At 42.7% G+C, this 22160-nt stretch carries 23 protein-coding genes; 13 read left to right on the top strand and 10 right to left on the bottom strand.

Annotation, left to right across the window (positions count from 1 at the left end):
- Nucleotides 1-306 precede the first annotated feature (306 nt).
- The gene (locus FTU42_RS00440; protein ID WP_180050233.1) at nt 307-1509 is read left to right on the top strand and encodes a CynX/NimT family MFS transporter; all 1203 of its coding nucleotides are present in this window, start codon (nt 307-309) and stop codon (nt 1507-1509) included.
- Nucleotides 1510-1675: 166 nt separating this feature from the next.
- On the opposite strand, the gene FTU42_RS00435 is transcribed toward FTU42_RS00440, so the two are convergent.
- Together FTU42_RS00435 and gshB are read right to left on the bottom strand one after the other, a co-directional pair.
- Nucleotides 1676-2427, bottom strand: a protein-coding gene (locus FTU42_RS00435) for an IS5 family transposase (RefSeq protein WP_257225536.1) whose coding sequence is annotated in 2 segments (ribosomal slippage) — nt 1676-2193 and nt 2193-2427 — 753 coding nt in all. Because the reading frame shifts where the segments join, the coding sequence is not laid out codon by codon here.
- Between the two features lie 308 nt (nt 2428-2735).
- The gene (gshB, locus tag FTU42_RS00430) at nt 2736-3686 is read right to left on the bottom strand and encodes a glutathione synthase (protein ID WP_180082894.1); all 951 of its coding nucleotides are present in this window, start codon (nt 3684-3686) and stop codon (nt 2736-2738) included.
- Between the two features lie 144 nt (nt 3687-3830).
- Between gshB and FTU42_RS00425 the strand changes: the two genes are divergently transcribed.
- The 4 genes from FTU42_RS00425 (at nt 3831) to FTU42_RS00410 (ending at nt 7359) form a co-directional block, all read left to right on the top strand.
- Nucleotides 3831-4031 carry a DUF3565 domain-containing protein gene (locus tag FTU42_RS00425; RefSeq protein WP_004281307.1) on the top strand — a complete coding sequence of 67 codons (201 nt, stop codon included), beginning with the start codon at nt 3831-3833 and terminating at the stop codon, nt 4029-4031.
- A 159-nt stretch (nt 4032-4190) separates the two neighbouring features.
- Nucleotides 4191-4571, top strand: a complete 381-nt coding sequence (locus FTU42_RS00420) for a hypothetical protein (RefSeq protein ID WP_227523614.1) — start codon at nt 4191-4193, stop codon at nt 4569-4571.
- Nucleotides 4572-4610: 39 nt separating this feature from the next.
- Nucleotides 4611-6377, top strand: coding sequence for a copper resistance system multicopper oxidase (locus tag FTU42_RS00415; protein ID WP_180082893.1), 1767 nt, complete (start codon nt 4611-4613; stop codon nt 6375-6377).
- On the top strand, nt 6364-7359 hold the full coding sequence (locus FTU42_RS00410) for a copper resistance protein B (RefSeq protein ID WP_180082892.1): 996 nt from the start codon (nt 6364-6366) through the stop codon (nt 7357-7359). The genes FTU42_RS00415 and FTU42_RS00410 overlap by 14 nt, the downstream gene beginning before the upstream one ends.
- A 149-nt stretch (nt 7360-7508) precedes the next feature.
- Here the strand turns inward: FTU42_RS00410 and FTU42_RS00405 are convergent, their stop codons facing one another.
- Entirely contained in the window at nt 7509-7835 is a 327-nt protein-coding gene (locus tag FTU42_RS00405; protein ID WP_005095001.1) for a hypothetical protein, read from the bottom strand.
- A gap of 547 nt (nt 7836-8382) precedes the next feature.
- Between FTU42_RS00405 and FTU42_RS00400 the strand changes: the two genes are divergently transcribed.
- Nucleotides 8383-8592, top strand: a complete 210-nt coding sequence (locus FTU42_RS00400) for a cold-shock protein (RefSeq protein ID WP_005094999.1) — start codon at nt 8383-8385, stop codon at nt 8590-8592.
- 598 nt (nt 8593-9190) lie between these two features.
- Here the strand turns inward: FTU42_RS00400 and pyrE are convergent.
- A complete protein-coding gene (pyrE, locus tag FTU42_RS00395; RefSeq protein ID WP_159138390.1) occupies nt 9191-9841 on the bottom strand; it encodes an orotate phosphoribosyltransferase in 651 nt (216 codons plus the stop codon).
- A gap of 40 nt (nt 9842-9881) precedes the next feature.
- On the opposite strand from pyrE, the gene FTU42_RS00390 reads away from it, so the two are divergent.
- Nucleotides 9882-10700: an exodeoxyribonuclease III gene (locus tag FTU42_RS00390; RefSeq protein ID WP_159138391.1), complete on the top strand. Its 819-nt coding sequence runs from the start codon at nt 9882-9884 to the stop codon at nt 10698-10700.
- A 463-nt stretch (nt 10701-11163) separates the two neighbouring features.
- The gene (locus tag FTU42_RS00385; RefSeq protein WP_159138410.1) at nt 11164-11514 is read left to right on the top strand and encodes a Spx/MgsR family RNA polymerase-binding regulatory protein; all 351 of its coding nucleotides are present in this window, start codon (nt 11164-11166) and stop codon (nt 11512-11514) included.
- Nucleotides 11515-11584: 70 nt separating this feature from the next.
- On the opposite strand, the gene FTU42_RS00380 is transcribed toward FTU42_RS00385, so the two are convergent.
- On the bottom strand, nt 11585-12022 hold the full coding sequence (locus FTU42_RS00380) for a DUF2147 domain-containing protein (protein WP_005173279.1): 438 nt from the start codon (nt 12020-12022) through the stop codon (nt 11585-11587).
- A 156-nt stretch (nt 12023-12178) separates the two neighbouring features.
- Here FTU42_RS00380 and FTU42_RS00375 point away from each other — a divergent pair, with 156 nt between their 5' ends.
- Nucleotides 12179-13090: an alpha/beta hydrolase gene (locus tag FTU42_RS00375; RefSeq protein ID WP_005173280.1), complete on the top strand. Its 912-nt coding sequence runs from the start codon at nt 12179-12181 to the stop codon at nt 13088-13090.
- Nucleotides 13091-13152: 62 nt separating this feature from the next.
- On the opposite strand, the gene FTU42_RS00370 is transcribed toward FTU42_RS00375, so the two are convergent.
- The gene (locus FTU42_RS00370) at nt 13153-13722 is read right to left on the bottom strand and encodes an FMN-dependent NADH-azoreductase (RefSeq protein WP_005094985.1); all 570 of its coding nucleotides are present in this window, start codon (nt 13720-13722) and stop codon (nt 13153-13155) included.
- A 262-nt stretch (nt 13723-13984) separates the two neighbouring features.
- Between FTU42_RS00370 and FTU42_RS00365 the strand changes: the two genes are divergently transcribed.
- Nucleotides 13985-15181: a GGDEF domain-containing protein gene (locus FTU42_RS00365; RefSeq protein WP_159138393.1), complete on the top strand. Its 1197-nt coding sequence runs from the start codon at nt 13985-13987 to the stop codon at nt 15179-15181.
- Nucleotides 15182-15212: 31 nt separating this feature from the next.
- On the opposite strand, the gene dsbD is transcribed toward FTU42_RS00365, so the two are convergent.
- From dsbD to FTU42_RS00345, 4 genes are all read right to left on the bottom strand, one after another.
- Complete coding sequence (dsbD, locus tag FTU42_RS00360; protein ID WP_373686730.1) at nt 15213-17021, bottom strand: protein-disulfide reductase DsbD; 1809 nt, start codon at nt 17019-17021, stop codon at nt 15213-15215.
- Nucleotides 17022-17074: 53 nt separating this feature from the next.
- The gene (locus tag FTU42_RS00355; protein WP_159138394.1) at nt 17075-17830 is read right to left on the bottom strand and encodes a transporter; all 756 of its coding nucleotides are present in this window, start codon (nt 17828-17830) and stop codon (nt 17075-17077) included.
- Between the two features lie 21 nt (nt 17831-17851).
- Nucleotides 17852-18394: a hypothetical protein gene (locus tag FTU42_RS00350; protein WP_005094976.1), complete on the bottom strand. Its 543-nt coding sequence runs from the start codon at nt 18392-18394 to the stop codon at nt 17852-17854.
- A gap of 128 nt (nt 18395-18522) precedes the next feature.
- The gene (locus FTU42_RS00345; protein ID WP_005094974.1) at nt 18523-18891 is read right to left on the bottom strand and encodes an HPF/RaiA family ribosome-associated protein; all 369 of its coding nucleotides are present in this window, start codon (nt 18889-18891) and stop codon (nt 18523-18525) included.
- A gap of 1008 nt (nt 18892-19899) precedes the next feature.
- Here FTU42_RS00345 and FTU42_RS00340 point away from each other — a divergent pair.
- The 3 genes from FTU42_RS00340 (at nt 19900) to FTU42_RS00330 (ending at nt 22110) form a co-directional block, all read left to right on the top strand.
- The gene (locus tag FTU42_RS00340) at nt 19900-20658 is read left to right on the top strand and encodes an outer membrane protein OmpK (RefSeq protein ID WP_180082891.1); all 759 of its coding nucleotides are present in this window, start codon (nt 19900-19902) and stop codon (nt 20656-20658) included.
- A gap of 79 nt (nt 20659-20737) precedes the next feature.
- On the top strand, nt 20738-21265 hold the full coding sequence (locus tag FTU42_RS00335) for a GNAT family N-acetyltransferase (RefSeq protein WP_074383845.1): 528 nt from the start codon (nt 20738-20740) through the stop codon (nt 21263-21265).
- A gap of 116 nt (nt 21266-21381) precedes the next feature.
- Nucleotides 21382-22110 carry a hypothetical protein gene (locus tag FTU42_RS00330; protein ID WP_100356993.1) on the top strand — a complete coding sequence of 243 codons (729 nt, stop codon included), beginning with the start codon at nt 21382-21384 and terminating at the stop codon, nt 22108-22110.
- Nucleotides 22111-22160 lie beyond the last annotated feature (50 nt).

Below are 22160 nucleotides of genomic sequence, written 5' to 3'. Positions count from 1 at the left end.
GTTTTTTTCATACGATTTTAAAGTTTAAACTAGTTTTGTTATCAGGCAGGCATTTTTGCTTAGACTTAAGTGACATATAAACACAATTTTAACCCTCTTTCATTTAATCTTTCCCTCACGGTATTTGTTAGATCTATTTGTTTTCCAGGATTTTCTCAACAATTTCTATTCATTCGCCAGTTTAATTGCTCTATTAACTTATGCCTAAATCATATAAATCTTAATAAAATTTTATGTTATCCATATCGCTATATACATTTTTTTAGCTGTATTAGCACATTGATTGAATGGATTAAATCATTATAAATGTCAAAAATATCAATTCGTGACCTATGGGTTATTTTGGCCGGCTATTTGGCGGCTATTCATGTCGGGAAACTTTCTGCGGTTATTCCCATTTTACAACAGGATTTAGGTCTCAGCTTTACGCAAGCCGGTTTTTCCCTGTCTCTGGTTCAAGGCGCGGGGATGCTGTTTGCCTTGTGTATTGGTGCATTGTCAGAAAAAGTCGGTTTAAAACGCTGCCTGATCTTGGCGTTGATCATTTTAGGCCTCAGCAGTATGGCAGGCCTCTGGATTCAGCATGTCGCGGCGTTGTATTTCTTCCGTTTTACTGAAGGGATCGGATTTTTAACTATCTCCTTATGTGCCCCTGCCATTCTCAAACGTATCAGCCGAGCTGAAACACTCAATTTTAAAATGGGACTCTGGAGTTCCTATATGGGGGTTGGTGTCAGTCTTGCTGTCTTTACCATTCCCATGTTGCTTGAATACCTGAGCTGGCAAAGCATTTGGGCCATTTTAGGGAGTCTCTGTCTGCTCATTGCAGTGATGATTAAACGGTATTTATATCTTGAAGCGGTCACACCGGTACAGCCGAATCACCCGCAAGCCGGCACAGAAAATACCTCCTTCTGGCAAATTATTAAAGTGACCCTGACTCACCCACCGATTTTGTGTTTGGCCATTATTTTTGCCTGTTATACCAGTCAGTGGATAACCGTGACTGGATTCTTGCCTACCCTGTATGTCGAACATGGGATTGACTTAAAAGTCGCAGGGGCTCTGGTCTCGATGGTGGTGCTTGCCAATTTAGGCGGTACCTTTGGCGCAGGTATGTTGCTGCAAGGTGGCTGGAAACCCAAAACCCTGTTAAGCACAGGATTTATCGCCATGCTGTGCAGCAGTTTGCTGGCTTTTGCGGCAAGCTCTTGGCTGTTATTTGAATTACAGCTTGTGAGTGCCGTACTGTTTTCACTCATTGGCGGGATGATTCCGACCACAATTTTTGCGATTACCCTGCGCTATGCACCGCATGCCAATGCCGCAGCCGCCAGTGTCGGTCTGGTTTTACAGGTTTCAGCCTGTGGGCAATTCTTTGTACCTCCTCTGAGTGCAGCACTGGTATCCACGACACAACAATGGGCCCATATCGCGACAGTCACAGCCTGTCTTTCTATCTTAGGAATATTGATGACGCTGCTTTTATTTAAGCGTTATGCTCAATAAAAAAGAGCCTCAGATGAGTAATGCCAGTCAGTTAAGAAATTGACTAGAATTTTCTTTTTTAAATTCATGATCATATTTGACAAGTAGAAAAGTCATCCGCAACTGTTTGAGGCAGGACTAGATTTAAAAATGATTGTTTCTGCGACAAATTTACTAGGGTGTGTCCTCATTTGGCTTTGCACCAAATAAATATACAGGCTATACGAATCATAGATTTATAATTGCGTGCCAGTTTATCAAATCGAGTTGCAATAGCACGGAAATGTTTTAATCTCGAAAATGCATTTTCAACTAAATGTCTTAATTTATATAGATATTTATCAAATTCCTTATTCGATCTCTTACTGTTTGATCTCAATGGAATAATGGAAATCATATTCTTGTTCTTGGCATATATTCTAATGTGCTCAGCATCATACCCCTTATCAGCAATGAGATAAGTTGCCTCGTCTACCGTATCAATCAGTTGTTTTGCAACTTGACTGTCGTGGACGCCACCCCCAGTGATTTTAAAATCAATCGGTAATCCATTCGCGTCGGTTGCAAGATGTATTTTTGTTGTTCGTCCACCACGTGATTGTCCAATTGCTCTTTCGAAACCATTCCGAGCTCCACTTGCATGTTGATGCACGCGTATGTAGCTTCCGTCAATGAATACCCATTCTTGATCCAAGACGCCTCGTAATCTAAAAAAAATTTATTCCACAATCCCTTGCTTGCCCAACGATTAAAACGATTATAAGCAGTTTGCCAAGGACAAAATTCTTGAGGAATATCACGCCATGTGGCGCCTGTACGCAGTTTCCATAAGATCGCTTCCATGATATTTCTACTATTCTTTGAACGGTAGCAACCATGTAATCGCATAGTATCTTGAATTTGCTGCCAGATATCATCGGTAAGAAGAGTACGTGCCATTGAAAAAATATAGAAATCAAAAGAGCTTAAAGGAGGATTTTAAGTATTTAAAACCAATTTTTCAAATGAGGACACGCCCTAGTCGATGGTGGCTGCCGAGTTTTGCGGTGAGGAGTGTTGCTCCGCAAGATGCCTTCCTTGCGAAGCTTCGCTTCTCATTTGGGCGAAACCAAAGTAACAAATTATTTTCAAGCATTTGATTTATAAAGTTAAGACTCCGTCGTGAACGACTAAAAAGTTAAAGAGTCTACTTCTAAACTCCTTAACTGATCAGCATTACCTCAGATGAGGCTCTTTTTCTGTCTGGTTTAAACCTGCTGCGAACGGCCTGCCTCTAATACAGCAAACAGATCATCGGCAATTGAGGTTCCAAACTGGTCATCAATTTCACGAATACAGGTTGGGCTGGTTACATTAATTTCAGTGACATAATTACCAATCACATCCAGTCCTACAAAAACCAGACCTTTTTCTCTAAGATAAGGGCCTACTTTTGCCGCAATGGCGCGGTCATTTTCAGTCAGTGGACGTGCTTCTCCCAGACCGCCTGCCGCCAGATTGCCGCGCACTTCACCATTTTGTGGAATACGGGCCAAGCAATATGGTACTGGCTCGCCATTAATCATCAGGATACGTTTATCACCTTCGACAATTTCAGGAATATAACGCTGTGCCATAATCGGCTGGGTACCGTTATTGGTCAGCATTTCAATGGTTGAACCAATATTGATGCCATCCTGATACAGGCGGAAAATTCCAGTACCCCCCATGCCATCCAGCGGTTTCACAATCACATCGACCTGTTCTTTGAGAAACTCACGAATCAGGCTTTGCTGCGAAGTCACCAGTGTCGGAACTTGCAGATGCGGGAACTGGGTCGCAAACAGTTTTTCATTACAGTCACGCAGGCTTTGTGGCTTGTTAATAATCCATGCACCTTCGCGTTCTGCCTGCTCCAGAATATAAGTGGTGTAGACAAAATTCATATCAAAAGGTGGATCTTTACGCATTAACACCACATCATAAGCAGCGATGGATTCTTTCTTTTTTTCACCGAGTTCATAATAGTGATCGTAGTCTTCAAACACCTGTAGCGGCGCTATCAAACCAAAAGCTTTGCCCTGTTCAATATATAAATCTTGTTGTAATGCATAACCAAGCTCATGCCCACGGCGTGCTGCTGCCCAAAGCATGGCCATGGTCGAGTCTTTCTTCAGGTTTACATTTCCGATGGGATCCATCACAACAAGTACGCGCATGTGTCTCTGCTCTTTTTCAAAAAATGACTTAGCAAGGAGTATAGCTTGTGTGGATTCTTTTGTTTATGGTGATTTTGCATGACTTGTTCTGTATAGATTTTTAGATAAGTACTGAGGCAGATTGAGCTCAAAAGGAGGTTTGCCATGCAACAGGCAATTATCGGTTTTCATTTGGATGAAGAACAGCATTGGGTTGCAGAGCTGGCCTGCGGACATGGCCAGCATGTACGGCATACCCCGCCGTGGCAAAATCGGCCCTGGGTGATGACCGAGCAAGGTCGCAAAGAAAAGCTTGGCATGCTGCTGGACTGTAAAAAATGTGAAAAGTGCGAAACTGAAACCTGAACCTATAAAAGTGTGATGTAGCTGACTAAAAATAATCTCGCACAGGATTTGCTAATTGCAGTCACTGCGTTTATGCTTTTATTGCTCAAACATGCAGCGTTTTTTTCAGGGTGGACTTTGCTCACACGGCTCGTCAAACAGATCTGGTTGGTGATGCTTATGGTTTTTGCCATAGGCTGGAGCAGTGTGTCTGTTGCTTCTGCAACAACCATGCATTTGGTCATGTCGTCTGAACAGATGAGCAGCCATTGTCTGGACATGGTAAAAGCCTCCACCTCTCATGCTATGCATGAATCTGCGCATAACTCAGATCAAGACCTGACACAGGCTGACTGTTTTCCGGATATGCCACAGCACTCACAAGACTGTCTGGATTGCAGTACGATGGCCTGTCAAAGCCAGATGAGCGGCTTGCAAATTTCGGCCCCTGAACTGACAGTATTCGACCATCATTCTCTAGAAAGAACCCTCCTCCCAACTTATCATGCCAAACACCTTGCCGGTTATTGGCAGGAAATCCTGCGCCCACCCAAAACTTAATCCTGAATATTCAATTTTTTATTAATTAAGGATTAAGTGATGTTAATTAAAATTCCCCAATGCCTATGTCTGGGCATTTGCCTGATGTCATCGTCTGCAGTTTTTGCAGCTGTTAAAGAATATCATCTGGTCATTGATGAAAGCCCGCTCAATCTCACCGGCAAGACGGTCAAACGGATTACCGTAAACGGAAAATTCCCTGCCCCCTTGCTGGAATTCGAAGAAGGTGATGATGCGGTGATTCATGTGCAAAATAACCTGAAGAATCAAGATACCTCGCTGCACTGGCATGGCCTGCTCCTGCCCGGCCTAATGGATGGTGTCCCTGGATTTAATGGTTTTCAGGGTATCAAACCGAAGCAGTCTTTTACTTATCGTTTCAAGGTTCGTCAAAACGGTACCTATTGGTATCATGCGCATTCCAAAGGCCAGGAACAGGACGGCTTATATGGTGCCTTGGTGATTTATCCTAAAGCACAAACACCGATGCCTGAGCATGAAAAAACCGAGCGGGATTATGTGGTGATGCTGTCGGATTTTCATGAACAGGACAGCCAGCAGATTCAGAATAATTTAAAAAAATCGGCTGAATATTATCAGAATCAGCGTGAAACCGTGGGCGATGTACTCCAGCAGGTAAAACGTGACGGTCTCAAGGCCACCTGGTCAGATCGCAAAATGTGGAACCAGATGCGCATGTTGAAAACCGACCTGTCTGATGTCAGCGGTTATACCTTTTTAATCAATGGCAAAACCCCGCAACAGAACTGGAGCGGCCAATTTAAACCGAATGAAAAGGTTCGTCTGCGATTCATTAATGCCTCGGCCATGTCGTTTTTCGATGTACGTATTCCCCAGCTTAAAATGACCGTGGTTAGCGCCGATGGACAAGCTGTACAGCCGGTCGCTGTAGATGAATTCCGTATCGGAACTGCTGAAACGTATGATGTGATTGTGGAACCAACTGCACCTCATTACCAGATTGAAGCCGAATCGATCGACCGTTCAGGCTTTGCCATTGGCAGCTTGCACAATGAGGCTGATCCAGCGACACATCCGATTCAATTACCGACGCCACGTCCACGTGCCTTATTGACCATGGAAGATATGGGACATGGCGAACCGCATGACATGTCTCATACCGCACACAGCAGTCAGACCACGCAATCTGCAACAGATACGCCTAAACATGATGAGCATGCCCAGCACGACATGCACGCAGGTCACAGTGCTATACCCAAGACAAATCCGTCTCATCCACCGGTTGAGGGTTGGGTCAATATGTCTACGCCTGCAGGGCATAAAGCATTGCAATATCAAGACCTCAAAGCCCTGACGCCACAAACCGATACCCGAGCCGCAGAACGTGAACTGGTGATTCGTCTGGGTGGAACCATGGAACGTTATATCTGGACCATCAATGGTAAAAAATTCAGTGATGCCGAACCATTGCAGGTGCAATATGGCGAACGGATCCGTTTGAAATTTATCAATGACAGCATGATGGCGCATCCGATGCATTTACATGGCATGTTTATGCAGTTGGAAAATGGTCAATCTGCTGCACAGATGCCAAATAAACACACCGTGATTGTGCCACCTGGAAAAACGCTCACAACCTTATTAACGGCAGATGAACTGGGAGAATGGGCGATTCACTGCCATCTGCTCTATCACATGAGTGCCGGCATGATGAATAAGCTGATTGTGGCACATGTGAATGACGATCAAGCTTCTCATGCTTCGCCGCAACAAATGCCGTCAAAGCCAGCAGTGGATCAAGGAGAAAGCCATGCACATCACTAAGCTCTTTTTAAAATCGGTATTAAGCAGTGCACTGCTCGTGGCGAGTTTCGGTATATTGGCAGCGGATCATCAGGATCATCAGGATCATCAGGATCATCAGGATCATCAGGATCATCAGGATCATCAGGATCATCAGGATCATCAGGATCATCAGGATCATCAGGATCATCATCCTAGCAAAACCGCAGTACATCACAGCGCTCCTATTGCAGTGCCGGATCTACGCTCACATACCCAACAAGCTCGATCTTTATCTGATCAAGAATCTGTAGGGCACGAAAAACCTGTTGGCGCTACTGCGGAGCATGACCATCGGAAAGAACATGGTGCACAGATTTATAGCCAAGTCATTCTGGACCAGAAATGGCAAATCAATTCAGCTGGAAATGGCGCTTTTAAATCAGAGAATGAAGCCAGAATTGGTACTGATGAAAACAAGGTTTTTCTCAAGCTGCAGGCAGATAAATCTGAATCGAGTCAGGCTGACTATGCGGCCGAAATCCTGTATAGCCGTAATATTTCCGATTTCTGGGATGTACAAACCGGTTTGCGCTACCGTCAGGAAAATATAAGCCAGCATACAGCTTCCCTACAAAATGAACGTTTCGATGCAGTGCTTGGACTGCATGGCCTGGCCCCTTATTTTTTTGAAACCAATGCCTATCTCTATGTCGGTGAAGATGATTTTGTCGGATTCAAACTGGAAACAGAACGTGACCTGTTGCTGACTCAGAAACTGATTATGCAGCCCTTTATTGAACTGGATATCATTTTCAATGATCAAGCTGCGAGTGCGAAAAAATCTGGTCTGAGTCATGCGACATTAGGATTGGAAACCCGTTATGAGATCAGTAAAAAAGTCATGCCTTATCTGCAGGTTGGCTATGAATATAGCAAAGGAAACAAACAGGCTGTCTGGCAGCAGGCATCCGGCTCTGACCGGGTCTGGATCTATGCTTTAGGACTTAAAATGATGTTTTAAGGACGGATTATCATTTTTAAGATAAAAGGTAAGACCACGACGAAGTATGAAAAACCCATTCATACTTCGTCGGCTGTTATTAAATTGACTCAAGAGAAGGAGGCTGTGTATTGTCCAGAGAAAGCATTGCTACTGCCTGCTCTCTGTTTCTATTCCTCACTCTGTTTATCATTACTTTTGGCAATCAAGGTGCCTAACATAATCATAAAGGTGATTACCCCACCAATCACCAGACTCATCAGCCCAATTTCAAGCATAAAGTCAAGATTCCCGACTTCCCGGTGACCCCAAAGGAAATGCAGACTCTTTCCAAAGATAAAGTTGATGGCATAGATAATCAAAAAACTCATTATGGTCGAAATCAGTAAAGTGACGATCAGGTTTTTCCAGATTTTACAGCCGACTAGCAGGATAATAATCGTTAGGCCTACAACTGCAATAATGGAAATTAATAAAACACAATTCCAGTAATCCATGAGACTCACTCTTATTCTGGTTTTAAATTAAAATTAAGAAATTCTTATAGTTAATTTTTCCATGTGTTTTTAATATAGGGGCCTTTGAATAGCTGAACAATGACCAGAACTATCTTAAACAAGCCAGCTGCAAATTTACCCAATGTTATAAAATACACTCACTTAGAAAAATCTTGCCGCGTACTGGTTCAGTTTGATTAACATAAAGTAACGTAAGCAGAATGTATGTTTGTTGTTTTGCTTGAGTAAATCTTTCATACAGTCAGTCATACTAAAAAAATTGATCAGCACATATTTAAAAAGAAAGATCCACTTATATTTATAAGAAAAATAAATAATAAATATAAAAAACTTGAATATTTGCTGATTTAGGTTATGCTGTACTCAACTAGAAAAAAGTGTTGTTTAGTTAAACTTCTTTAAGTACCGCAGTGTTATTTTATAATCCTCAGTTTTTTCAGATCTTTATTTCAATTCTTGTTGTTTTTCAAAGTTATCCATAGTCATTTCAATGGCTAAAATTATTAAAAATTTGATAGGTTATATTATGTCTACTACAGTTACCGGTACAGTGAAATGGTTTAACGAAACTAAAGGTTTTGGTTTTATTCAACAAGAATCAGGTCCTGACGTTTTTGCTCATTTTAAAGAAATTAGCAGTTCTGGCTTCAAAACATTGTTTGAAGGCCAACGCGTTTCTTTCAGCGTAGTTGAAGGTCAAAAAGGCCCGAACGCGATCAATATCGTTGCGCTATAATTTAGCCCAGCAATAAAAAAAGCACCTTAAGGTGCTTTTTTTGGCTCTAAAGATTAACAATCTTCAAAAGTGATCGGTTGGTGATACTCTCTAAACCTATTCCAGTCATTTAAACCAGTAAATCATCTTATTTATTCTCCCCGCGTCTAAGCCTGTTACATCTGGGCCTGCATGAATCGCTAAAAATGAAAAACCCCCAGCATCCTGCCGGGGGTTTTTCGTGTTGGTTCGCTGGGTATGACTCCTGTCTTACCTTACTTTCCTTGTATTTATCTCTTGTTATTCTTTTATGGAACATCCTGTTCCTGATGAATTCATTATAGGCAATGCAGCAAAGCTGCGTATAGACGCAAACGGCTTGAACTCATGTAAGCAAATGCGTACAGAATCACTGAATATTATTGTCAATTTCCAGTATTTTAAACTGTATTCATCTACATCAAGATTGAAAGTCTTTAATATTAAAAATCTTTGAATTACAGCACTTTGACTTAGTTTTTTAAGTATTCACCCTGTATTTGCATGCTTAATTTCTACATCAATTGAACTTTAAAACAAAAAAGGAAGCTGTAGCTTCCTTTACGATAAGGATCACCGCTTAGATCCCGTATTTAACTCGATAATCTTCCATTTTAGTTAAAGCTTCTTGATCACCCTTGGTTTCCAGATAGTCCATCAAATCTTTCATGGTAATCAAGGCATGTACAGGAATCTCAAGCTCTTGCTGCACTTCCTGAATGGCTGATAAATCGCCCTGACCTTTTTCCTGACGGTCAAGTGCAACCAAAACACCTGCGATTTGTGCACCGGCATTTTTCAAGATTGTCACGACTTCACGAATCGCTGTTCCTGCTGTGATCACGTCATCAATGATCCAGACTTTTTTACCTGCTACAGAAGCACCGACTAGTACGCCACCCTCGCCATGATCTTTGGCTTCTTTGCGGTTAAAACCCCAAGGCACACTCACCCCATGATTTTGTGATAGCGCCACAGCGGTCGCTGCCACAAAAGGAATACCTTTATATGCAGGACCAAAAACCACTTCCACATGGTCACATGCCGTTAATTTTGCTGCATAGCCAGAAGCCAGCAATGTCAAGGCTTCACCATCATTCAGCAGACCCGCATTAAAAAAATAGGGACTCACACGTCCCGATTTTAAAGTAAACTCACCAAATTTAAGCACACCGCGTGATAATGCGAGTTCGATAAAAGCTTGCGGGTTAAACTGAGCTGGCGTTGGCATGAGGTGCTCCTAAATCCATTAATTAAGGTAAGACTTGCGCATGATACCAAAGAGTAGCTATCCAGGTGATCAAAAAATTCTTCGTGTCGTTTCAATTAATGTCAACGGTTTACGCTCATCGGTGAGCAAAGGGCTATTGGAATGGATGGAACAGTCGGATGCCGATGTGATCTGTATGCAGGAAAGCCGGATCACCCATGTGCAGTGGACCGATAAATTTAAACCGGAAGGCTGGTATACCCATCTATTCCCTGCCGAACGTCCAGGTTATGCCGGTACCGCAATTTATAGCCGCCTGCCCTTTGTCTCTTTAACCGATGGTCTGGGCTTTGAACTGTCAGATTCGCAAGGCCGTTTTATTGCAGCTGAATTTGATTTAGGTTTGGAGAAAACGGCCCATATCTGTTCATTGTATCTACCTTCCGGCTCATCAGGCGATGAAGCACAAGCGCGTAAAGATCACTTTCTGGAAGCATATGCCAAAATCCTGAAACAATGGCGCGATGAAAATAAATCGGTGATTGTCTGCGGTGATTACAACATCGTGCATAAACGGATTGATATTAAAAACTGGTCCGGCAACCAGAAAGCTTCCGGCTGTTTACCGCATGAGCGCGCCTGGCTAGATCATATCTATGATGAACTCGGTTATGTCGATACGTTTCGCGAAGTACGCAAAGAAGCAGAACTGTATTCCTGGTGGTCAAACCGCGGACAAGCCCGAGCCAAGAACGTCGGTTGGCGCATTGATTATCAGGCCTGCTCACCAGACTGGAAAGAGCGTACCATCAATGCCTGGGTGTATAAGGAACAATGGTTTAGCGATCATGCCCCAGTGATCATCGACTACAAACTATAAAAAAATACCTATCAATTGAGTGCACACCTGTTCACTCAATTAAGGCTTATTGCTTACATGACATGACGTATTTTTTGGGTTTATCTCGATGTCATAACAGAGCATTATAGCCTCACGGCACAGGGACATGTCAGGATGACAATATAAGGACAGGACGCCGTAGGAAGAAAATAAAACAAACTAAAACATTTAGCTTGTTTTTCATGGATGTGACAATGGACGTTGAATTGAGACCCGCATGATCAGGATGATTAAATGCGGGTTTTCTATTTCCACTGCCTAAAATTATTATTTTTTTTATTGTTGTTTTTCTGGTTAATCATTTTAAAGCGCATTGATGTCATTTTGATGACGATTCTGCCTCCCTATTTTAAATTGTTTTCTAATCATTCTATTTTGCATGGTCGACTGCTGCGAATTTGGTTAAGCTAGGCCATGATTTAAGATGTGTTAGATGGCGAATATGTTAAAAATTTACGGGATTAAAAACTGCAATTCGATGAAAAAAGCTTTTGACCTACTGACTGAGCTGGGGTTGAGCTATGAATTTCATGACTATAAGAAACAGGGCATCGATGCTGATACCATTAAAGTCTGGCTGAATGCGCTGGGTCAGGATGTGGTATTAAATAAAAAAGGAACCACATGGCGCAAACTGACTGAAGAACAGCAGCAAATGGCGCTGTCCAGTGAAGATGCTTTAATTGCCGCATTAAGCACTCATACCAGTTTAATTAAACGTCCGATCTTGGCCACGCCCACAGGTTTTATTGCCGGTTTTGATGACGCGGCTTATCGCACCTTAAGTAATTAATTATTATTCTAAATAATCCATACAAAAAAGCCTGACAGCAGTCAGGCTTTTATCTTTCTATCGAACTGGATTAGTTTGCACGAACCCAAGTCTGGTTACGGCCTAATGCTGCCACACCAATAAAGCCACGAAGCTCAAGTTTCTTGCCACCATCTGCCAGTTGGCCTTTTAGTTTGTAAGTTTTACCAGATTGCGGATCCAGAATTGAACCACTGTCATAGCTGGTACCACCTGAATTCTTAAGACCTTTCACAATGGTCAAGCCTTTGAGTGACTTGTTCTTGTACGGACCTTCACACTTGGTACAGGCATTTTCTTCACCTGGTGTTAACACAGATTGAATACTTGCTGATAACGTACCGTTCTTTTGTTCAGTAAATTTAACCATGGCCTTAGGCTGCTTGGTTTTATCATCAATGGTTTTCCAAACCGTGCCATTTAAAGGATCTGCGGCATTTGCCAATACAGATAAGCCTAGTAGTCCTAACATAAGCGCTATTTTTTTCATTTTTCTTCATTTCCTTAGTCTGAAAATAGACCTCTGTAGTATTAAAAAGTCACAACAATTTTTCAATTTTTAGCTGTGACTATTTAGTGTAACCTTGTAAATATGGTTGGTAAATAATCTACATGATCAATAAAAGCACAAAAAGATGGAAGGAAAATGAAGATAAGCCCGTTAACAAAACAATTAATTACAGAAAGCATCTTAAAGACAGTCATTCGTGCCCCGAGCAGATTCAATCTTCCACCGAGTTCAATGCGCATTGCACTGGAGCAGATGTGCAAACTCTTTCCACAAGACAAAACCGTACAGATTCGTTCGCTACGTTTGGCGGGTCTGCGCGCAGAGGAAATTAAGCCGCAGCAAGAGTCGACTCAGCTGATTTTTCATATTCATGGCGGGGCATTTTATTTAGGCTCTTTAAATACCCATCGTGCCTTTATGACTCAAATTGCGGCTCGAACCCAGATGCAGGTACTGCATGTAGATTATCCGCTGTCACCGGAATCTGCCTATCCAGAGGCCTTGGAAGCCTTGTTTGATGTGTATAACTTATTGCTCGATCAAGGCGTTCAGGCCAAAGATATCATCCTGTCCGGTGATTCTTGTGGGGCCAATCTGGCGCTGGCCTTGGCGCTCAAATTACAAAAAGAAAACCTCCCACAAGTGAGTGGTTTGATTCTGTTGTCTCCTTTGCTGGATTTGACCCTGACCAGTGAATCGTTGCGCTATAACCAGAAACATGATGCCCTGCTGTCTCTGGAAACAGTTGAAACTGGCATTGAATATTATGTCCCGCGTGCCATCGATCGGGGTGATCCGGAAGTTTCGCCCTTTTTCGCCGATTTAAGCGGCTTGCCCCCAACTCATATTCAGGTCGGTTCCAAGGAAATTCTACTGGATGATGCCAGTCGTTTTAAGGAAAAAGCCGAACAGGCGGGTGTCGATGTGGAATTTAAACTGTATACCGGCATGTGGCATAACTTTCAGATGTTCAGTGCCTGGTTTGAGGAAGCCCAACAGGCGCTGAGCGATCTGGCAGCCTTCGCGCACCGTCTGGATCGAGATTAATCACTGTTTACCCATATAAAAAAGGCCAGCATAGGCTGACCTTTTGAGTTGTTTTTGGATATTTAGATGGCTTGAACCTGCTGCAATGCCGTCTCTAAGGCTTGTGCCTTGATCGTTTCGCCCATGTTCACGCCTTCCGCACGAATCACTTCAATATCGGTTACGCCGGTAAAGTTAAACACGGTTTTCAAAAAAGCTTCCTGAAAATCGGCAGGACTTTGCTCCCCATAAACTCCGCCACGGCTGCTGGCAATATATACTTTTTTATTGCCAGCCAGACCGACAGGGCCTTGTTCGGTATATTTAAACGTACGTCCCGCCACACAGATCCGGTCAATCCAGGCTTTTAAGGTCGATGGTAAGCCAAAGTTATACATGGCCGCGCCAATCACCACGATATCTGCCTGTAAATACTGTTGCAGGATGTCTTCGCCTAATGCAGTCTGTTCTGCATTCTGACCCATTAAAATTTCAGCCGTGAGATGTGGAATCGGCTGCGCAGCAAGATCGAGATATTCAAGCTCGATGGCCTGAGCATGTTTTTGTTGTAACTGACTCACCAACGCCTGAGTCAGCTGACGCGAAATAGAGGCATCGCCTAAAATACTGGAATCAATCTGTAAAACTTTCATGGCTTCGCTCTCATCTATGGGGCTATCTAACTAATGCAGCCATTTTAAGGCTTAGGTTGCATGAAATAATTAGCACAGATAAAACACATCATTCTGAATTTAGAACAAAACCAGCTTTAATATTAGAAATTCCTATTTTGCAGACGCCTTAAATATTGTGGTTTATCAAGCGTTAAAACTTATGTTATCTTATGTAAATAAAGCTATAAATAGTCAATAAATCTTAAAAAGTTGCCATAATAATTTAAGTCAGACCGACAACATGAAGCGAATATCGCCTGTATTACAAAAAATAATCAAACACAGAATCACGAAATATCTGGTCGAAGATGAAGTCGTGATGAACTGGAGTATTCTCAAAAAGTGCATCCTGATGCTAACTTTGGGCTGCGGCGTACATCTGACCTGGCTCGGTTGGGATATCTTTGTTTTATTCAATCCAGAGTATTGGCAATATGTTCAGTTAGAACGGGTTCATACCCAAGTTATCCTGAACAGCAGCTTTTTAGCGATTTTATTGGCACTGATTTATCCCTGTTATAAATTTCAGAGCAATCCTCTGGTGGAACGTTATTTGCCCTATCTGGCAGTTGGTACTTTTGTGATTTCGCTGTGCCGTGATGCCTATGTCGTGGGGGTGATCAGTCCTGTGGCCACCACATCCTATGTCTGTTTAATTATGGTGGGACTGGTGCTGTTTCATCGCAGGCTGGTTTATAGCATGCTGATTCCAGCCTCGCTCTTTTTAGGCGGTTGCGCTTATTTGAGCTTCAGTCAGCAATTGCCTTATTCTCCTTTATTCAACATTCAGGACAAACATTTTTATAATGCTTTCTGGCTGTTTTCAATGCTGTATTTCATTGTCCCAATTTTAGCTGTATGCATGGTGTTATTTGAAATTTTACTCAGCCAATGGCGTCATCGTGAAGAACTCATCAAGCAGCTCAGTCAGATTGATCCGCTCACCAACCTGTTTAACCGGCGCAGTATCAATCAATGTCTGGATCAGCTCAATGCTACGGCTGTACCCCATTACGCCCTGGTTCTCTTAGATCTGGATCACTTTAAGAAAATTAATGATCTGTATGGTCATCATAAGGGCGATGAAACCTTGGTTGAAGTCAGTGCTGTATTGAGCCAACAGTTACGCGAAAGTGATGTGGTGGGCCGCTTTGGCGGTGAAGAGTTCATTTTGGTGCTGAAAAATACCAGTCTGGAAAAAGCTAAACAAGTAGCAGAACGCTGCCGCAGCGCGATTCAGCAATTACAGATGATGAGTGATGAAGGTGAGCCGATTCCGGTGACTGCCAGTTTCGGAATTGCTATTTCCAAAGCCGAGTTACGCCCACAACAGCTACTCAGTCAGGCCGATCAGGCGCTTTATCAGGCCAAAGCCGGTGGACGTAATCGGGTCAAAGCCTATGCTGAGCCGGTGACTGCACAGATGCAGGTTTCTTAAACGGGTTCAGCTTTTTCGATGATTATGAATATTATAGGGTTGAGCTTTGAGCCAGACGTTGCAGCTGGGCCAGCAATTCTGCTTCGCTAAAAGCACCGGTCAAACGTAAACCGCGAATTTCCTGCTGCTGCTCATTCAGAAATAAATAGGTTGGTGGTCCCAGAATTTCCCATTGATTTAACAGCATTTGATGCGAGGCATTGTATTGGCTTAAATCCAGCTTGATCAGGAAATAAGGTGCCAGAGCCTGCTGTACCTGTGCAGATTTTAAAATACGATGTTCAATCGGCTGACAAGCAACACACCAGTCAGCATAGACATCAATCACGATCTTTTGTCCTTGCGGTGCTGTATTCAAAATCTGTTGAAATTCTGCTGCGCTGCGTGCCACATGCCACTGGGCTTCTGTACTGGACTGCTCAACAAAAAACCGCTGACTATGCTGATATTGGCTATAACTGATATAAGGCAGCGCTATCACCAGACACAGGATATATAACCACCTCAAGCCGGTACGATGCCAGAAAATCCGGAACAGTACATAAGCCACAAAGGCCATGCCCAAGCCTAAGGATAACCACTGTAAAGTCGCTTCTGAAATCAGTGGGCGAATAAAATACAGTGCCAGCGCCAGCATGATAAAGGCAAAGAGCACTTTGATCTGATTCATCCAGTGCCCGGCTTTAGGTAGTACTCGTGCACCCAAAATACTGGCCAACAGTAAAGGTGTGCCCATGCCAAAACCGAGGGTAAATAGCAGCAAGGCACCCTGCCACTGGCTTTGGGTCTGGGAAATAAACAAGAGTGCACCCGCCAACGGTGCGGTCATGCATGGCCCGACCAGCAGCGCCGAGATCATGCCCATGACTCCAGCACTGACCAAACTACCGCCCTGCTGCATGGCCTGAGCCCGATCCAGACGCTGAACCAGACGTTGTGGCAGTTTGATTTCAAACAGTCCAAACAGATTCAGGGCAAACAGGACAAACAATACACTAAACGCAATCAGGGTACCGGGTTGCTGCAACCAACGCTGGAAATTCAGGCCGGCCGAAGACGCAATTAAACCCAGCACCGCATAGACCGCGGCCATACTGCTGACAAAAGTCAGGGCGATCATCCAGGCTTTGACACCTTTGCTATCCCGTACAATCAGCGAGGTCAGGATCGGCAGCATCGGCAAGGAACATGGGGTAAAAGCCAGCAAGATTCCTAAGCCAAAGAACAGTAACAGTCCATAACCCAAAGAGCGTTCAAGCAATTGAGCTGACCATTTTTGGTCTTGTGCCGCACCGACTGCGGGTTGCCCGCTAGAGGTTGCAGAAAATGCATCTGCTGTAGATTCTGAGGAATCCGCTGTATTAAACAGGGTATTGTGTTGCAGTGATGACCCGTTTAGATCAAGTAAGCGCTTGCTTCCTGGGCCGGCAGCTTCAAATTGCACCAGACCAGACAGATCTGTCTTGAACTGAATACTTTGCGGCGGATAACAGATTCGGTCTTTGGCACAGCCCTGCCAGCTCACCTGATAGGACTGGTTGGCCTGCGTCGGAATCTGAAACTTTAACTGCTGATAATACACCTGGGTATGCCCATAGTTGTCATCATACAGATCTTTAGCAGGCGGTAATTCAAGCAATACAGGCTGATTGCCCTGCCGCACTTCAATTTTATGCTGATACAGATAATAGTTATCCGGAATCTGCCAGCTCAGCTCAGCCTGTTGCTGACTGGTAGAAATCACATGAACAGGAAAAGCCTGCTCGGCAGACAAGAGCGCTGTTTCGGCCTGAACCGGACTGCTAAACACGAGGCTTCCCAGGATGACCGGGGCAAGCATTTTGCCCCAGCTCTGGAATTGCGGGTTTCTGATCATCACGAAACTGGAGTGTCCTAGAATAAAAAGGATACGCCTAAACCTGAAAAGTAGCTTCGCTCTGTACCGTCCAGATCAACTCCCACACTGGCATCCAGCTGAACACGGTCATTAAGTGCATACATTACCCCAGTGCCAAGCGCGTATTCATTGTCGATGCTTTCAGCTTTACGGTAAATCAGTTCAGAATAGCCTGACCAGCGATCGGTGATCTGGTAGCCGATCGATGGAATCGCAGCTATGGCCCAATTGCTGTCCTGCCATTCATAACGCATAGTCAATGCAGTACTAACCAAGTCATTATATTGGTACAATACGACAGAACCCAGGCTGTAAATATCTTCTTCATTACTGAAACCGGCATTGCCTGTCGCAATAACTGCTTCGGCCAGCAAGGCCAGACTCAGTTTGTCATCATCCAGATCAATGGCTTTTTTCAGACCAATACTGACATCGCCCAGACCATCATTTTCATTCGTCTGACCATTGGATTTGACTTGTAACCAGACAGGGCCTTCCCAACCCAGACGCAACTCCAGACCATCACTAAGTCCGGTACGTAACAACATATCTGCATTCAGTGTCGTTACCGTTTGCTCGCCCGACTTGCTGTAGCGGGCTGTGGGCAAACCTTGCTCCCAGGCAACATTTCCGACCGGGGTAATGCCTGTACTCAGACCTTCACCTGGTCGATCAAATTCAAAATCTGCTGCGAAAAGTGATGCACTGCAACCAGTCAGTGCAATTAAACCCAAAGTTTTTAATATTGTCATCTTGGTGCTCTTTATTAAAATTTAACCCAGTTCTTTGCTCATTTTTGCGCCATGACTACGCAGGAGTTCTAGCGTCTGTTTTTCTTCATCCAAGGCTTCTGACCAGTTAATTTCATCAAAATCACAATCGAAGAACAGGTCACTGATCGAAGATAAAATGGTCATGCCATCTTCATCTTTGCTATTTGGATCAACTTTTTCATCGAGTAAACGCTGCACGGCAGGTGCACATGCGGCACTTGCAGCATCCCATAATGGGCCATAAATTTCTTCTGCATCCCAGAGATGCAAATTCACTTTGGCCTGGATCAATTCTTCCAGAATTTGTAAATGTACAGCCAATCTTGCCTGTTTTTCTTCAGCTGAAAGTGGGGTGCCGGCTTCATATAACTCGCATACCTCTTCCCACCATTTAAATAAACCATCTGACCAGACCGAAATTACCGGGCCTTTGTCATGATCAATAAAATTTGGATTGAGTCCATCTGCCAAAAGCTGCTTTACCTGATCCAGATTTAATTCTTCGAGTGCTTGCACAAAAAGCTGTTGTTGCGCAGTTAACATGATGGAGCTCACTTTCATTCGTTTTCGACTATTATGCCGAATAACGTGCGGCTTTGTTGCGCTTCTCACTATTATATTTTTATTTCATACAAAAAAAGCCCCGCAGGGCTTTTTAAAATCGGTCAGCATTACTCGTCAATCTCTGCTGCAGTATCTGTATCTGCCAGTGCTAAGGCACCAGGACGAACATTGTCTTTTTTCTCAATCACATGTTCCAGACTGCGTTTTAGCCGGTCAATCGCACCACGAATGGCGGTATCCACATTGTGAGCGCGATGATTGACGACCACGGGTTTTAGCCCTGCAGGACGCGCTTCTATCATGCAGCGAATATCATCATCACCGCCTTTGGCGCCATTTTCATCACTGAGATGGACTGAAAAATGAGTAATACGCTCGCTATGGCGCTGGAATTCTTGATTTAATTCTTCACGTACATAATCAATTAAACGCTCGCTATTCTGAATGTGTTTATCTGTACGAAGTTCAATATTCATAAATTACCATCCTCAATCTTTGTAACTTTTTGAGTGCAAAAATTTTTATCTTGGCACGTTTGTAACTTGCTGTTTCGCATCGAATTTCACTTCTTCAAATGATTGGAATTACACCCTCCACTTTGAATGATGAACACATTTTTGAGTCTGCAGAACCGTGTCCTTATATCTTGAATATCGGCTGTATCTTGGAAATATGCAAGTGATATTTTGGTTTTTTAGCAAAAGAATAATCCATTGTGACAACTGCTTACTCAGCTCAAAAATGCAGGATTTTTCAAACGGCAATTGCGCAACTCTTCACACGATTTAATTTGAAATTTTTTTTGGCCAGACCGATAAATCGCTTAAATAACACTCGACCAGGAAACCTAAAAAAGGAGGAATTAAAAGTATTTTTTTATGGAAATTAGCTCACTTTTACCTAATAATTTATCTTATAAGATCAGCTCCTAGTCAGCCTTACAGTCCTGAAGAGATCATATGCTTTATCATTGTTTAGTTGCTTGTGCAGAACCAGGAAAAATACTCTTTCTTCATTCGAAAATAACAACTTGAAAAAATGATTTTCAATTGAAATATAAGACCGCTCAATCTCACTTGAAGAGACTGAGAACAGGCTTATAAAACGACCGTCATTTGAGATTTTAAAAGTAGCTTTATTACACAAACAGAACAAAGCTATTCAGTCTCAGGCTCAAATTAATTGCTAAAAATCCGCATATTCCCCCTATTTTTATTGGTTTTCTAAACTCATCATCCTGGATTGAAGTGATTTTATATTTTTAGTTATACATTCAGTCTTTTAAGGCGCTACATATTCAACTTTATTTAAAAAATAATGCTTTAGAAAATCATCAGCGAAAGACAATGAAAAATTAGGAAGGTGATCGTCTTTATTCAACTCTTATGAGGGCTGAAATATATTTACGTCAGCGATCACTTTTAACTTTATTTTTACGCATTAATCTGTATGCTTACTCTGCTTTCTCGGGGGGATAGATTTAAATGAAATTTACACAACTTGCGGCACTTTGTGCATTGGCTTCTACTGCTGCTTTTACACAAGCAAGTCCTATCGTATGGCAAGATTTTAGCCTGACCGGTCTTTATGGTGAAAACTATGCTGTTCCTTTCGCTGGTGACAACAATCAAGCGACAACGGCTACTTTTGAATATGCGGCAGGTCTTAAAGCAGGTGATGTATTCTTCTTCGTTGACCAACAATGGGATGAAAACAATGACGACTCAACTTATTTCGAGTTAGCACCACGTCTAAGCTTAAGCTCAGTGACTGGCCAAAAATTAGCATTTGGCCCTGTTAAAGATGTTCTTGTTGCAACAACATGGGAACACAATGCCGGGCATGGCAACAACCAGGAATTTAATAATTTCTTATATGGTATTGGTTTCTCTTTAGATATTCCATATACCCAATATGCCAATATCAATTTCTATCGTGCAGCAAATGACAATGACACAGTGAATAAAGATGATTATCAAATGACAATCACCTATGCAGTGCCATTTAAAATTGGTGGTGAAGAGTTCCTTGCAGATGCCTTCCTGGATTGGTCAACTGCTGAAAAAGGTGCTCAAGCAAGCGAGTTAAACTGGACGTCTCAGTACAAATGGAATGTCGGTAAACACATTTCTCCAGAGACTAAACTTTATGTCGGTATCGAACATTCTGTTTGGAACAATAAATATGGTCTAAAAGGCCAAGATCAAAATGACGTTAGTGCATTGGTTAAATACCATTTCTAATTGATGTATGATCAAAAGCAGAACTTCGGTTCTGCTTTTTTTTAACTATGATTTCAGCCCAACCCTACAGAACAAGAATATGCCTGATTTTGACATTCGCCCTGCGACCGAACATGATCTTGAAACCATTCTCGAGATTTATAATCAAGAAGTGCTACATGGCACTGCGACCTGGAACAGAACAGCCTTTGATTTGAACTATTTCAAAATCTGGTTTAAGCAGTTGAAGAATCAAAATTTCCCAGTTTTTGTGGTTGAAGATAGACGAGATCAGCGTGTTGCTGGCTATGCCTGCTATGACCAGTTTCGTAGTATTCAAGGCTTTCAACACACGGTAGAACATTCAGTTTTTCTAAATCCGGATTATGCAGGACAAGGTCTGGGTTCTATCTTATTAAAGCATTTAATTGAAGAGGCTCAAGCACAGCAATTGCATATCATGGTCGCAGCGATTGATTCAGAAAATATCTCATCGATTCGCCTGCATGAAAAACTGGGCTTTGTGCAAAGTGCTTATATGCCGCAAGTTGGACAAAAGTTTGGTCAATGGCGCGATCTGGTGCTATTACAACTGAATTTGGAGCAGGCCGAAGTAACAGCTCTTTAAATCTCCTGTTATTTAGACCGGCTTCTCTTTTATTAAACTGGTATCGAAACAGACACTCTATTTACTTCCAAAGCTGGCTATGTTTTATTCAGATCAAAGTCGTCCAGAGTAAAACAATGTATAAATCTCTATGTTGTATTGGTATTTTAACTTTAAGTACACTAACTTTTGCCGATTCAGATTTTGAAAAAGAACTTCGTACAAGCTGCAGTAAAGTGAAGAGCTACGCCAATAATGGCAAAAAATTCTATGATCAAAAACACTATCAACAGGCCATAGCACAATTTAAGCAACAAGCTGCCTGGTCATCTTTTTGTGAAATGAACCGGGATGAAGCTAAAACCTCTTTCTCTGAACAAGCCATTACAACAGCATTTAATAATGTGGGTTTAAGCTATAGCAAACTTGGCAAGCCTCAATGGGCACGTGCCTGGTTCTCCGTTTACCCCGATGCTAAAAGTAGTCAGTTTAATTTAAAACAGCTTCCTCCACCTAAAAAGGACACTCAACTTGCAGGTACTTATGTACAGCATGCCGGTTTTGGTGCCTGGAGTACGCTGAAAATTGTCAAACAGCAGCAACATTATGCGATCGAATATGAAGGTCTCTATATGGGCTTACGCAGTTTGATTTATGGACCAAATCTAGGTGGATTTAATACCACGATGCCACTGAATAAAACACAGGCACAATATCGCTCTGAAGACTGCAAAATCGATATCTCTTTCGGCTTTGATGCCAAACTCGGAAGTCGTGCAGTGCTTAAGCAAAATAGTGGTGATTCAGGTTGTGGCTTTGGGCATAATGTTTCAGCGGCAGGAGTTTTCTTAAAAGTAGAGAATTAATCGGTTTCAGATATAAAAATATCAGCACTCAGATCGAAAAAATAGGGCTT

The sequence above is a fragment of the Acinetobacter sp. YH12102 genome, from assembly GCF_013419125.1.
GTDB lineage: Bacteria > Pseudomonadota > Gammaproteobacteria > Pseudomonadales > Moraxellaceae > Acinetobacter > Acinetobacter pseudolwoffii.
Note: the sequence above shows the minus strand (reverse complement) of the source record. Positions and strands in the feature narration are given on the sequence as shown.